We start from the raw sequence: 13539 nt of genomic DNA, 5'->3' as shown, positions 1-13539 counted from the left end.
AATTAAATGGCAGAAATCGAAATCATTAAAGGTGCAGACAACGGCAATCCTCCTGATTCGTTAAGGGAAATGTATCCGAAAATAAATCGTAACTTTCAGAAGGTCAACACGGAATTAATCGGACACATCGGTTCAACCACAGCCCATAAAGCAGAAGATATTATTTATACCGGTGAAGCAACCGGAAATAACGTCAAACAAGCTGTAGACGGTTTAGATAAGCGTATTGATAATTTGATATTGGAAAGTGGCAACAGTGATCCAGAAGTTGCTGACGCTCGTGGGGGATATACTGTATTAGGAGATAGACTTAATGCGTCTGATAATCGAGTAGCAGATAAAGCGAGTTTAAGTGATTTGAGTGCTGTTAATTCAGAGATTACGGCTTTGAAAAATAATAAATTGGATAAAGACGGCACTATCATTGTTCCTCAAATTAGCAAAAACGGAGGGCTTATTGATCAGACATATCTGACCGATGAGTTACTACAACAAATTTCCGGTAATGCCCCAATTCATGCAGTTCCTGCAGATAACAGTATTAACTACGACAAAACAACTTTTTTTAAATCAGAAACTAATATTTTCGACAAATCAAAGGCTACTCCTGGTATTGTTAACTCTTCAGACGGATCCATAATCCCAAACAGTAGCTGGTATGCTAGCGACTATATTGCGGTGTCGGTTGGAAGTACTTATAAAACAACTCCATGCGCTGACTATGCTTATTACAACGCTAGCAAAGTGTTCGTTTCAGGTGTTGAAAATCCGCTTGGGCCTGCTACACTCACACCACCGAGCAATGCTGTATATGTTCGAATTACATTTCAAGAAACTGATCTTGATACAGCAATGGTTTCAAAAGACAATCTACCTTCGCAATACCTGCCTTACGGTTCCTATGTGGTTGATATCGTTGACCCTGGACTAAAAGAGGCGATTAATAAAAGTGTGAATGTCACATCTAAATGGACAAATAAAATATGGAATGTGATCGGGGACTCCATAACGGAACATAATGCAAGAACCGAAAAAAACTATCAGGATTACATCAAAGATAAGATAGATTGTATAGTCAATAACTATGGCTTGAGCGGTACAGGCTGGAGAACTCCGTCAACCTCTGGAGGTTCAGATGCATTTTACCAGAGGATGGATACGTTCGCCGCAAACGCGGATCTCATCACAGTCTTTGGGGGGACTAACGATTGGGCCGAGGTTGGAGTTCCGTTTGTAATGGGTACCTTCGGCGATACAGATCCTGCAACTAGTTTTTATGGTGCACTGGATTACACCATCAGACAATTGATTAATAAGTACCCAACAAAGACAATTGCGGTATTTACGCCAATACCACGAGGACCCGATCCTTGGGCGGAAAGTTACGGGACAACCATGGAACAAATCGCAGATGCAGTTATCAAGGTTGCAAATCGCTATAGTGTTCCTGCGCTGGACTTGTACAGGGAGGGGAATGTTTATGCTTGGAACACTGAATATCAGGCATTCGCACTCCCTGACGGATTGCATCCTAACGATAACGGGCACATGATATTAGCAGACAAAATATTAGCATTTATTAATACGCTTTAGATTTAATCTGATCAGAGGTGATACCTTGATAACCATCCTAAACCAGTCACAGCAGCCGCTGACAGTGCTGGATGACTATTTTAATGACGACATAAACGAACAAGTCAATGGCGCATATACATTCAATTTTTCAGTTTTGTTGGATGACGAGAAAAGTCAATACATCCAAGTTGGTAATATCGCTGAGGTAGAAGGACAGTATTTCAACATAGTCAAGCACAGGCGAACACGATCCGAAAGTAACGAAGTTGCCATAGCTATTGAATGCGAGCAGGTCTCATATGATCTGCTTTTTCATTTGTTTGAAGGTGGATTCATCCATACAAATACACCTTGGGTATTAATGAACATGGCACTTGAGGGAACAGGGTTCATGGTCGGATTTGTCCAGTATGACCAATACGTGAGTGTTGACCTGAAGGAAGGCGTTAACGCTCGCGGTGTCCTGATGGAAATAGCAGCTCAAACTGGTTGTGAACTGTACTTCGACAAATACACCGTGTCATTAATGTCTAGAAGGGGTCAGGATCGCGGCGTACAGTTTCGATTGGGCAAGAACCTCAAAGGCATTGTAAAGGACGTAAACGGGCAATCGGGCGAGGTGTTAACGGCTTATGAAATCGATGTGGTGGAACTGAACACCTTGCCAGAATTCGAAGGGCTAGAATATTTCGAACTTGGTGATACCGTGGACATCATTGACGAGGAATTAGGCATTAACGAACAGCAGCGCATCATTGAATATTCCTATTCGCCTAAACGCCGTATCAATTCCAAAGTCACCATAGCCAATTACATTGAAGGCATCCAGGACACCATTTACCGAATTCAGACGACCACAGTTGGTAAAGATAGATGGATGTACGGCGTAAAGATCGGACCAGATGAAGGGATTGTCATCGAACGTTATGATAAGATGGCTCGTTCTATCTGGAATGCTGATGAATTCCGCATGCAGAAGGGTAACGGTAACGGCAGTTACACCGATTCACTTTACTTTGATCCGATCAACCAGGAATACGAGTTCGTAGGCATCGTAAGAGCTGGTCAATTCATCGGTGGAAGAATCGAGATAGGTAACAACTTCAGTGTTGACGAAACAGGACATATGAAGGCATTAAGCGCTGAATTCGAAGGTGAAATACGAGGTTCGGACATTTACGGTTCATACATCGAAGGTGCAGAAATCTTAGGTAGTACAATAAGAACGGCGAATAACGGGGAACGCATTGAGTTGGATCCGTTCGGCTTCCGGTTCTATGATGATTTCGGTGCTAGGAGGGTTGAATTAGGAACAAACCCACAAGCAAACATCTCAGGGCATACCTATTATGATTCATCAAGTCAATCACAAGGGCTTGTTTATGCCATACCAGGAGAATTGCATGTGATAGGTAATGATAACTTGAGACTAGGAGCTAGTTTTGGAGTGACCTACATTCAAGGCGATGTATTATACCCAAGTACGAATGGTATTGTTAGGTTTCAAGGCACTGTTGATTTCTCGCAAGCCAATGTAATTGGTCTTTAATATGAAACTTTACCCTTTCACAGTCGTAGGATATACTTACCATATCCTAAAACTTTGGAGGGGTAAACATGAAAAAATGGTTGTATGTTGTTAGTGCGTTCATATTAGGTGTATTCGTCGCTACGTCAATAGATTCTGTATATGCTCAAGTGAAAAGCTTGGTAGGGCAAAAGGTAACGGGTGAATATACAGTAATTATAAATGGTCAAAAACTCGAAGACAAAGGGGCTGTTATTTCGGGAAGAACCAGCGCTCCAGTCCGTGCTTTGTCTGAATCCTTAGGGGCTGATTTAAAGGTGGATAACTCGAAAAAGGTAATCGAGATAACAACGGAAAACATAACAGACGAGGTTGACAATACATCGGCAGAGAAGGAAAAACTGCTTCAACAAAAAACAAAATTAGAACACGGATTGTCTATTTTGATAAAAGATAGAGATGAAACTCAGGCAAAGTATGATCAATTGAGCATTATTCCTAAGACTGGAGAAAAAGAAGGCGGGGCAGTTCTTATGCAAGCAATAAATGCTTATAACAAAAGTATTGAAGAAAAGCAAAATGAACTTGCCCAGGTAAACGAGGCACTCAAAGCATTCGAATAAACACGAAGTCCTACCAAACGGTAGGGCTTTTTATTTTTTCCAAAGAGGTGATCGTATGGCTATTGTCCGTAACAAATTAATGGTTGAACTATATCCAACCGTACAGGATGTATGCGAAGTTATTTCGCATGCTGGAGCTTTCCACCAAGGTCAAGAAGATAAGTATCTAGAAGCGATCAAGGCATGCATAGAAAAGCGTTTGGAGGAACTGAAACAACCTAAAGGGGGTGATTAATCCTCTTAGTGGTCTATATAGAGAGAATGGGGGAGTAGGGTCATGGGGGAATGGTCTACTGTAATTAAAACCATATCCACAGCCTTGGGGGCGCTGACGGGTTATATGTTTGGAGGTTGGAGCCTGTTGATACACATATTATTGGTTTTTGTCATCATTGATTGGTTGACCGGCTGGGCTGCTGCTTGGATCAATGGAGAGCTTAGAAGTAGAGTTGGATATTATGGGATAGCCCGAAAGGTCGCGATATTCCTATTGATAATGGTTTCGCACTTCATAGATATGGCCTTAGGAGGATTACAGTATTTCCAAAATGCTGTGATCTTTTTTTATTTGGCTAACGAATTGCTATCGATCATCGAAAATGTGGGACGCATGGGAGTGCCGATTCCTCAAGTATTACGAGGCGCGGTGAAAGTATTCAATAAGAAGAGTGGGGAAGGGGAAAAGGAAGACAATGCTGACACTGGAGCAGGTGAAGAAGAAGTCCGCCGCACGTCTTAACGGATTACATTCAGTCGTAAAGCAAGCGGCAGAACTTCTCATTGAACGATCGTATGATCGAGGCGTTCCAATTGTAATCACCCAGGGGCTGCGATCTATCGAAGAACAGAACGCCTTATATGCTCAGGGAAGAACGCAAACGCAGCTCAATTCGGTTGGGTTGTCACATGTAAGCCCTAGGCCGGGAGCGATTGTAACAAATGCTATTGGCGGAACCAGTTATCACAACTTTGGTTTAGCAATAGACTTTGCTCTGTTAATGCCAGATGGCAAAAACGTTAGCTGGGACATGCGCCGGGATGGAGACTTTGACAAAACGTTTGATTGGCTTGAGGTTGTAGAAGAAGCTAAGAAGATTGGATTTGCCTGGGGTGGCGACTGGAAGTCATTTAAAGACTATCCTCATTTCGAAATGACCTTTGGTCTGAGTTTGTCTCAACTTCGGGTTGGTGTTAAACCGGCGCAATCAAAAGTGGATGCAGAACTGAATAAAATCAATTCACTGAAGAAGGCAGGTGTGAAGAAAGTGGAACAACAAAAAGTAAAGGTCCTTGTAAACGGCAAGAAGGTTGCAGATGGATACTTAGATGGCGGATCCACATACACGCCTTCTAGGGAGGTTGCAGAAGCTCTAGGAGCGTCCGTCAGATGGGATAAAGAGAACTTAACAGTGCATATCACAAAGGAGGAAAAATAACATGAGTAAATGGCGTAACTATGGAATGTGGACATCGTTAGTGGCGGCAGTGCTGCTTATTCTTTCGGCAGCTGGAAAGGTGTTCGGGTTTGAAATTTCCGAGGAGTTGAGCACCAATATTACGGGGTTGGCGGTGGCGATCCTCGGTCTGCTGGTGATCCTAGGTATCATCTCTAACCCTAAAGAAGGCACGGGGTACACGGATAAAAACGAAACAAAAAACGACAAAACAAAGTTTTTATAGTAAAAAGACCCTATCGGCTTATATGCTGGTAGGGTCGTAGTTTTATTCCTTTATGGCTTGGTGCTCCCAATATGAATCTGCCACATCTCCAATATTATTGAAGTCGAAATTTTCGTAATTGATTTTATCTAATGTTGATCTAGTAAATTCCACTTTTAATACAATCTGATCACTTGAGTTTCCGTATTTATCTACTAAGGGATAAGTGATGTTAAATGCTAGGGTTTCAATATCCTTCTGTTCATGAATGTTCTTCATAATATTAAATATAGACATTTTAAACCCTTTTACAGTGTAGTCATTGGTTATGTTTTCTTTTCCTTTGCCTTTGATTAAAAGATATCCATTGTCCTCATTGAATTTGATAAGTTCAATATTATCAAGTTGTTTTTTTGCCTGACGTTCTGTAATCGTCTTTAAATCTTCTTCCTGTTCCCCATCTTCAACAACATCTTCCTTTTTGGGTTCTTCTTTAGGTGTTGGATCATCTTTTACAACGGGTACTACCTCTTTTTCTTCCACGGGATCAATAATGTTACCTATAAATCCGATGACCAGCACAAGCGCAACCCAAAACCACCATTTTTTATATATTGGCTTTTTCAATTCTGTACCCCCTAATTAATTTTCGGTTTCAGTCTAACAGAACGAGGTAATATTTTCTATATTAATATCCCATTGTAATCCCACTCTTATTGTTTTTGTCCTCATAAATACTTATATCTAACCCAAGATACTTTCGCATTAGAATGGATGCCTGGGCCGTTAGAAACTCCCATTGCAGTTCCATGTCTGACTGATATCCCCGACACTTGTTTGACATATAGACGATCTTCATCTGTTATTGCTTCTAAAAAACTCATTTTACCACCTCCAAACGCGAACATATGTACTATAGTATACCCAAGCAAATGTTAAATCAATACTTGTTAAGAACGTGTGTTCGTAGTAATATGATGGAAAATAAAATATCTATTTTAGATCCCTATTTCTCGGTTTTCTTTAATAAGTGAATTGGTTAAAGGATTAAGAGGGGAGGTGTGTCTAAAAATAGAATGAGGCTATTTTCAGTGTAGATGAGGGGTGAATGACAGGGGTTTTCCAGTAAAAAATTACCATTGGTGAATTATGGATTTCGGCTTTATAGTATATTGTATAGCCCGGCTATACATTGACCAGGGAAGAAGCCTATTGATCGCTCCATACCCAATCATACAAATCTTCCATATTGCATCTAAGTACATACGAAATCGTTTTCATTGCGCTAGGAGACATGTAGTTGCGGTTGTTAGCGTAATGAGATATGAGATGGCGGGAGTAACCTGTTTTTCTCGCCAACTCTGATTGGGTCATGCGTCTTTCGGCAAGACGTTGCTTCAATAGACATCTCCCTTGGGAGAATGCCAACTATGATTACTCCTCTCAGAAGTAGGTGATTATCCATAGGTAAATTGTACCATGTAGAGTTTCGAGAGTAAACATCATGAAGGTTAAGGAGGGGTCACGCTACATGTTACCTGATTTGAAAAAGGCACGTTTAGAAAGAGGCTTGAGTCTTGAGCAAATATCCGATGAGGTTAATGTTTCTCCAAGGACACTTTCGAAATACGAGACGTCGCCCGGAAAGACGCCCATTCACATAACGGTAAGACTTATGAGAATCTATAATATCCCCTTAGAAAGTATTGGAAACAAGAAAAAGCCCTGTTTATAAGGGCTTTTTTTATATGATTAAATATTGTGCATATTATACATGACGGAAGTTTGTCGACGGGGCACGCCAACAGCACGCAGGACATGATCAGCCGTTTGGAGACGATGGTACTGAGCGGTGCGGATCTTCCGATCAGCGTGGTCCGCCAGCAGATTAGCTCGGCGATTGATATATTTGTGCATTTATCCCGGTTAAGGGATCGATCGCGACGCGTAACGGAGATTAGCGAAGTGATTGGAATGAGCGACGGCGAGGTGGTGCTGAACCCGCTGTACCGGTTCCGTGAAACGGGCGAATCGGGCGGCCGGGTGATTGGGCGCCTGGAGCCTTGCGGCAATCCGCTTCAATCGGCGGACAAGCTTCATATGGGCGGGATTACGGCTTGGCCGCTGCAGAAGATGATGGAGGTGACATAAATGAAACGCTCCGGCAGTTCTGCCTGGATGCCCAAAGAGGGCCAAGGCGGCCGAGTGATCAAGAGGAGCAAAATCGCCGGTAAACCCGAGCATGCAGCCGCGGCCCGAACCCACGCCCTTCCGGATTACAGTGTCTATCATCTCTCGATGAGTCACAGAACGGCATGTGTGATCCTTGGCGGCCTTTTGTTTTGCTTCATCGGTTATCTGTTTTATCACAATCTGATATTGTCGCTGCTGCTGGGAGCGGGAGGGCTGATGATCCCTAAATTATGGCGGCGGTTTATGCTGGAACGCAGACGCAGGACGCTGAATCTTCACTTCAAGCAAGCTCTCTATTCCTTGTCCTCGTCCCTGTCGGCCGGCCGCTCCGTGGAGAACGGGTTCAGGGATGCCGTTCAGGACTTGCTGCTGCTGGATCCCGGAGGCAGCAGCGATCTGATCTTCGAACTCAAGGTCATTGTGTCCCGTTTGGAGTACGGCGAGCCTATCGAAGTGGCACTGCAGGATTTTGCAAGAAGGGCGGGGATGGAGGATCTAACGAATTTTGCGGATGTCTTCTCGACTTGCAAACGCACAGGCGGCGATTTGGTCGAAGTCGTGCGCAGAACCTCCTCCGTCATCGGGGAGAAGCTGGATATCCAGCAGGAGATATCCGTGATGATTGCACAGAAGCGGTTCGAATCCAAGGCGCTTCTTGCCGCCCCGTTCCTCCTGCTGCTGTTCATGAATATGACATCCCCCGATTATATGGAGCCCATGTACAGCGGATCGGGGATCATGATCTCTACTCTTGCACTTGCGGCTTTAGGAGGCTGTTTCTTATGGATCACCAAAATGATGGATATCAAGGTGTAAGGAGGTGAGGCGGGGATGCTGACATGGATGTCCGGCGCGCTGACGGTTCTGCTTGTGGGTGGTTGGGTGGTGCTGAATCGAACGTGCGGCGAACGATACCATCGTCTTGGCAGATTGTCCATGGATGGGCTCAGGCTGCAGCGGTTAGCGCCGCCTGTGTTGTTCCTGCTGGAGCGGGGGAAGGTTCCGATGCGCTTCCCGATTGTATTCTACCGGATGCAGGGCTCCGTTCAGAAGATCCATGGTCTGCGGCACAGCGCGGAAATGACGTTGTTATTTATGGCCGAGGCCCTTGCGTATACATGGCTTATTTTGATCGGCGGCTGCTTGTGGTCGTTGCTGTCCGGGGAAGTAATCGGACTTCTGGCTGGATTCGGATTGGGGGCATTGCTGCCCGTCGCTTTGGTGAAGGATCTTCATAAAAAGGTCACGCTGCGTGAGCAGGATATCGTGATGGAGCTGCCGGAGCTTCTGAACAAGATTGTGCTGCTTGTCGGCGCCGGCGAGACGGTGCAACGGGCGATCATTCATTGCGTGGAACGGAACAAGGACGAGAGCCATCCCCTGTATGCTGAGCTGAAGAGAATGGTGCTTGAATGGGAGGGAGGCCATCCGTTCCAGCAAGCCTTCGAGCAGTTCAATAAACGGTGCGGCGTTCAGGAAGTATCGATATTTACAACAGCCGTCCTGCTTAATTTTAGGCGCGGCGGGAACGACTTTGTCCTGGCACTGCGGGATTTGTCCCGCGTGCTGTGGGAGAAGCGCAAGGCCATTGCAAGAACAAGGGGCGAGCAGGCCTCCTCGAAGCTGGTGCTGCCAATGGTGGTCATCTTCATGATCGTGATTGTTTTGCTCGGAGCGCCTGCATTTATGATGATGAACATGTAGAAGGGACCGGTGTACGAAATATGATGTTAAACATGGCGAAGAATGGTATGAAAGCTTTTTGGAAGGATGAGAAAGGGATCGGAACGCTTGAGATGATCCTGATCCTCGTCGTTATTTTGATTATCGCGCTTATATTTAAAGATCAGATTACGGCCTTGGTGAACAACTTGTTTAAAAACGTGAACAACAAGAGCAAAGAGTTCCTTGAATAATAAGCTCCAGAAAAGATGGAAGGACGATACGGGGAGCTTCACGGTTGAAGCCTCCCTGGTTCTTCCCATCGTGCTGATGGTGACGGTTTTGCTTCTGTTCCTATGCTTGTATATCTATCAGCAGTCCATGCTGGTTCAGGCATCGGCCGCGGCTTCCGAAAGGACCGCGTATATCTGGGACAACAGCCATAAGATCGCTGCCTCGGGATCCGTGGAACAGGGACGCCATGATGCGTTATATTGGCGGTTAACCGACGATAACGTTGTCGGGACCTTATTCGGTTTGGCGGGGGGAGACAGTACGAGGTCGATTACACTGCCGCAAGGGGAGGCTGAGAGCGCAGGGAAATTGCCCGAGCTTAAGATGTCCAAGGGCGGCACGGCCGTGCCTTCCAGCATGGTTGGAGAGATTCGTTATACGAATCAGCTGCTCATACGAAAAGTAACGACGTCGTTAAACGAGCAGGTCTCTCTGACGCCAATCAGCCGAATGCTGGACGATGGCGGCCAGATCGAGGTCAACTCACAATCGATTGTGGTTGATCCCGTTGAATTTATCCGCACGATGGATTTGATGCGATATTACGGATCGAAGTTTCAAGGCGGGAGAAACGGAACGGATAAGGCAGCCGCAGGGGAAGTTCTACAAAAGTTCGGAGGTTCGCGATAGTCATGACGAAGCATGGGAAAGCGCGGTCTAGTTGGAGAAGGAGAGAGGTGGGCCGATCGTCCGATGGATCTGTATCTGTTTTTTTGATTATCGCCCTGGCAGCCGTATTTATGTTTGTAGCCATATTCATTGATTTCTCGCGTATCGCGGCCATGAAGGTGCAAAGCGAGAGGCTGACAAGAGCAGCCGTACGCTCCGTGATGTCATCCTACGATCCGCAGCTGCAGAAGGAATACGGACTGTATGCCCATGGGGGCACCAGCGGGGATCTCATTATGGGCAACGTGCTGAATGACAGCTTGAACCCGGGAGACCGCAGCGATGCGTTCCGGTTAATGGCGATGGAACTCGATAGCTCGGGGCTTGAATTGCAGCGTCCATTGGGCACTTATGACATCTTCAACCGGCAGATCATCGAGGACATGAAGTATAAAGCGCCGATCGATTTCACTTTGGAATTAGTGGGCAAGTTCAAACCTTTATCGCAGTCCATGAAGGAAGCTTCCAATACGGTCGATGTGCTTAAGAAGCTGCGCAGGCTGTATGACAAGCGGGAAGCGGCGCTGGATGAGATGCTGGCAAAGCAGCGCAAGGCAGGAGAGCATGCGATCCGGCTATCGAAGCTGGTCATGGATCCGCCTGGACAACCGATCAACGATACTTCGCTCGGGGGCAGCATCCAAACCGCTGCTGACGGGGCATCGCAGTATGAGGATTATAAAGATAAACAACAGGAGGACGCGGACAGGCCCCCCAAAGAGAAACAGTATACGCTTCTGCTCATGGCTTACCGGAGCGGAATGTCTTCCATCGGCTCGCAGATTTCGAGAGAGGCCGAACGGTTTCAGCGCGAGAATGACAAGCTCCTAGCGGACGCGCAGCAATTATGGGAGGAAGCCAGGAGTTTGAACGAGGAGATGAAGCAGGTCATCAAGGAATCCGAGAACCGTTCATCTAATGCGGGGTATGACCAAGTGACGAATGACATAACGCCGGGGTCAGCCGATTCCTCCGGGTCGGAAGCGGAGATGATCCAATCCATTCGGAAGCAAGCGGACAAGTTAATTCATGGCGATGTCTTCTTAAACGGCTTTCGGCAAGAAATTGACAACCAGGAGCGTCGTTATCAACAGGTTGTCCGAGCTGTGGCCGCGCTACAGTCTTCATTGGGCGGGGAGGGGATGAAGGGGGCCGTGATCGGAGCTAGCCGCGAATTGCAGAATTACATTTCTAATTATGGGGTATCAGGCAGCGGAAATATCATGGATCGGCAGCAGGCGGCATTGGAGCAGCTTCGCACATCGGATAAGGAACGGAAGGCGATGGAGAAGCTGGCCAATCAGAAGCTGAAGCAGGCATCCAAAGCCATCGAGGCGATCAACGGGCTGAATGGGCAGAATCAAGCCATTATGGATGAGTTTCGTGAACTCCAGCAGTACTATGACGAAAGCCTTCAATTTAATGCGGAAGTAGACAGCATGAGTAAGGGAAAGCCGCTGGACGACGATCCGTATGATGCCGGCAAACAAGCAATGGATAATATGGACGGCATGTTTGGATTTATGGGGAACGTGCTTGGCGGTGTTAGGGACGAACTGTTTCAGAATGAGTACGCCGTTCATTATTATCAGCATTTCGATGTCGGGAACTTATCCGGAATCGTTGACGGGTCCAGCACGGGAGAGGAGATAGTGCAGGAGTTCGCTATCGGGAATCAGGAAGTGGAATATATTCTGTACGGATTCCACAACCCCGCCGGGAATATTTCGGCGGCTTATGCAGAAATCTTCGCTTCCAGGCTCGCGATTTGGACGATGGAAGGATTCGTCGTCAACAGCAAATTAGGAAATCCGTTGGCGGTTTTGGCGGCAGCCATCCTGTATGGGATCGAGAAGGCTATCGAGGATATGATCCAGCTGTGTCAGAAGGGAAGCGTTCAGCTTTCCAAGTATGTACCCGTTGAGCTTACCTACAGGGATCATTTACGAATATTTTTGTTTATTCACAGCAATAACGAGAAGAAGTTATCACGCATGCTGGCGCTGATACGATTAAACACCGGCATCAATCCTGCGGAGCGATTTACTTACGCTTCAGGGGAAGTTAGGACGGCCATGCGTTTATGGTTTCTTCCGGGAGTGACGAAGTCGATCGGCGTTGCATTCGGAAGCGACGGGGATGAAGTTCAAGGAAGTCGGTACTTGGTCAAGCGCAAGGCGGATTTTTCCTATTAGGATTAGGGGTTACTTGAATGAAATGTTTATCGGTATTACGAAAGCCTTTGCGTAAGAGCAGAGCGTCGGCGGAGCAAGGAAGCATGGTCGTGGAAGCTGCGCTGTTGCTGCCGATGTTTATGTTTTTTGTCATTTTTCTCATATATATCGTGCAGATGACGTTGATATCGACGGCGCTCCAAAGCACCGTTTCCGATACCGTCAAAACCGTAGCGGCCCATATGTATCCTGTTTCTCTAGCCGTGCAGGCGAATGCAGGCGGTAACGGAACAAGCGAAGGCACGCCCAGCACGTCCCATTGGGAAATACCCAAATTGTCGCTGTCCGATTGGGTTTCGAATTATAGCGACTCGCTTCCTTCTCCTGCTAAGGAGTGGATCACGGAAGCCGTCGCTTCAGGTGAGGAGCCTCTGCAGCAGCTTAAGAACCAAACCGTGGAAGCCGTACTCGACCCCGTGGTTAAGCCGATGATGAAGCCGTTCATGCCTGACCGCCTTCTGGATTATGACCGAATCCATGTGTCGAATGTTCACATACCCAATTTGAAGAGCGGCACGAGTCCTTATTTTGGCATTGAGGTGAATTATGCCCTTCCAATCCGGGTTCCTTTCTTGAACAAACGCATCGTGCTGCAAGCGAAGGCCAAGGAGAGGCTGTGGATTGGAGACACCGGAGAAGGCGGGGGCGATTCGGGGAACGGGGACGGCTCAGAGAACGGAGCCATTGAGCTGTTGGAGAAGCCGAATCCGGCCGTCGCAAGCAAGCAGGCTAAGGTAAAGGTGAAAGTAGAGCCAGGGGCCAGCGCTCAATTATCAGTCTATTATAAGAGCGGCCAGAGCACGGCTAAATATTTGGGTTGGAAGACCGCGGATGATAACGGCTATATCGATTGGGAATGGAACGTGGGATTTAATACAACGCCGGGGACTTGGCTGTTCGTGGTTGAGACGGCCGACGGGCAGCGGATCGAGGTGCCGTTTACGGTGGTAGCGCGGTCGGGCTCATGAGAGGTTCAAGAGCAAGGTTATGAAATATAGGGTTCTAAAGTAATATCCAATAAAAGTCTTTCCAATAAAAGCAATTCGTTGTGCGTCAATAGTTAAAGTTCTATTCAGACTATTCCTTAGAATAGTCGCGCAGG

16 protein-coding genes and 1 pseudogene are annotated in these 13539 nt (G+C 46.5%); 15 read left to right on the top strand and 2 right to left on the bottom strand.

Annotated features, from left to right (window positions below; all coding sequences use genetic code 11):
• The first annotated feature begins 6 nt into the window (after positions 1 to 6).
• From P0X86_RS26420 to P0X86_RS26390, 7 genes are all read left to right on the top strand, one after another.
• Entirely contained in the window at positions 7 to 1593 is a 1587-nt protein-coding gene (locus tag P0X86_RS26420) for an SGNH/GDSL hydrolase family protein (RefSeq protein WP_277746844.1), read from the top strand.
• 25 nt (positions 1594 to 1618) lie between these two features.
• Positions 1619 to 3124: a phage tail protein gene (locus tag P0X86_RS26415; protein WP_277746843.1), complete on the top strand. Its 1506-nt coding sequence runs from the start codon at positions 1619 to 1621 to the stop codon at positions 3122 to 3124.
• 68 nt (positions 3125 to 3192) lie between these two features.
• Positions 3193 to 3726 carry a stalk domain-containing protein gene (locus tag P0X86_RS26410; RefSeq protein WP_277746842.1) on the top strand — a complete coding sequence of 178 codons (534 nt, stop codon included), beginning with the start codon at positions 3193 to 3195 and terminating at the stop codon, positions 3724 to 3726.
• 55 nt (positions 3727 to 3781) lie between these two features.
• On the top strand, positions 3782 to 3961 hold the full coding sequence (locus tag P0X86_RS26405; RefSeq protein ID WP_277746841.1) for a hypothetical protein: 180 nt from the start codon (positions 3782 to 3784) through the stop codon (positions 3959 to 3961).
• A gap of 42 nt (positions 3962 to 4003) precedes the next feature.
• The gene (locus tag P0X86_RS26400) at positions 4004 to 4465 is read left to right on the top strand and encodes a phage holin family protein (RefSeq protein WP_277746840.1); all 462 of its coding nucleotides are present in this window, start codon (positions 4004 to 4006) and stop codon (positions 4463 to 4465) included.
• Complete coding sequence (locus tag P0X86_RS26395) at positions 4419 to 5162, top strand: M15 family metallopeptidase (protein ID WP_277746839.1); 744 nt, start codon at positions 4419 to 4421, stop codon at positions 5160 to 5162. The genes P0X86_RS26400 and P0X86_RS26395 overlap by 47 nt, the downstream gene beginning before the upstream one ends.
• A gap of 1 nt (position 5163) precedes the next feature.
• Positions 5164 to 5406 carry a phage holin gene (locus P0X86_RS26390; protein WP_277746838.1) on the top strand — a complete coding sequence of 81 codons (243 nt, stop codon included), beginning with the start codon at positions 5164 to 5166 and terminating at the stop codon, positions 5404 to 5406.
• Between the two features lie 42 nt (positions 5407 to 5448).
• Here P0X86_RS26390 and P0X86_RS26385 read toward each other — a convergent pair whose 3' ends face one another.
• The gene (locus P0X86_RS26385) at positions 5449 to 6012 is read right to left on the bottom strand and encodes a hypothetical protein (protein WP_277746837.1); all 564 of its coding nucleotides are present in this window, start codon (positions 6010 to 6012) and stop codon (positions 5449 to 5451) included.
• Between the two features lie 582 nt (positions 6013 to 6594).
• Positions 6595 to 6786, bottom strand: a complete 192-nt coding sequence (locus tag P0X86_RS26380; protein ID WP_256719806.1) for a helix-turn-helix domain-containing protein — start codon at positions 6784 to 6786, stop codon at positions 6595 to 6597.
• Positions 6787 to 6889: 103 nt separating this feature from the next.
• On the opposite strand from P0X86_RS26380, the gene P0X86_RS33345 reads away from it, so the two are divergent.
• The 8 genes and pseudogenes from P0X86_RS33345 (at position 6890) to P0X86_RS26345 (ending at position 13405) form a co-directional block, all read left to right on the top strand.
• Positions 6890 to 7120 carry a helix-turn-helix domain-containing protein gene (locus tag P0X86_RS33345; protein ID WP_481858178.1) on the top strand — a complete coding sequence of 77 codons (231 nt, stop codon included), beginning with the start codon at positions 6890 to 6892 and terminating at the stop codon, positions 7118 to 7120.
• Positions 7121 to 7158: 38 nt separating this feature from the next.
• A pseudogene (locus P0X86_RS26375) lies at positions 7159 to 7536 on the top strand (CpaF family protein); the annotation flags it as partial.
• Positions 7537 to 8394 carry a type II secretion system F family protein gene (locus P0X86_RS26370; protein ID WP_277746836.1) on the top strand — a complete coding sequence of 286 codons (858 nt, stop codon included), beginning with the start codon at positions 7537 to 7539 and terminating at the stop codon, positions 8392 to 8394.
• A gap of 15 nt (positions 8395 to 8409) precedes the next feature.
• On the top strand, positions 8410 to 9282 hold the full coding sequence (locus P0X86_RS26365; RefSeq protein ID WP_277746835.1) for a type II secretion system F family protein: 873 nt from the start codon (positions 8410 to 8412) through the stop codon (positions 9280 to 9282).
• Positions 9283 to 9302: 20 nt separating this feature from the next.
• The gene (locus tag P0X86_RS26360; RefSeq protein WP_015737227.1) at positions 9303 to 9494 is read left to right on the top strand and encodes a Flp1 family type IVb pilin; all 192 of its coding nucleotides are present in this window, start codon (positions 9303 to 9305) and stop codon (positions 9492 to 9494) included.
• Positions 9487 to 10164 (top strand): TadE family protein, encoded by a 678-nt coding sequence (locus P0X86_RS26355; RefSeq protein ID WP_213579666.1) that lies wholly within the window; start codon positions 9487 to 9489, stop codon positions 10162 to 10164. Before P0X86_RS26360 ends, P0X86_RS26355 begins: the two co-directional genes overlap by 8 nt.
• A 47-nt stretch (positions 10165 to 10211) precedes the next feature.
• Positions 10212 to 12398: an SNF7 family protein gene (locus tag P0X86_RS26350; RefSeq protein ID WP_249732779.1), complete on the top strand. Its 2187-nt coding sequence runs from the start codon at positions 10212 to 10214 to the stop codon at positions 12396 to 12398.
• Positions 12399 to 12481: 83 nt separating this feature from the next.
• Positions 12482 to 13405 (top strand): TadE/TadG family type IV pilus assembly protein, encoded by a 924-nt coding sequence (locus P0X86_RS26345; protein WP_213579881.1) that lies wholly within the window; start codon positions 12482 to 12484, stop codon positions 13403 to 13405.
• Positions 13406 to 13539: the final 134 nt, after the last annotated feature.

The sequence above is a fragment of the Paenibacillus sp. BR1-192 genome, assembly GCF_029542445.1.
Classification (GTDB): Bacteria; Bacillota; Bacilli; order Paenibacillales; family Paenibacillaceae; genus Paenibacillus_AQ; species Paenibacillus_AQ lautus_A.
This window is presented reverse-complemented; position numbering and strand designations above follow the sequence as displayed.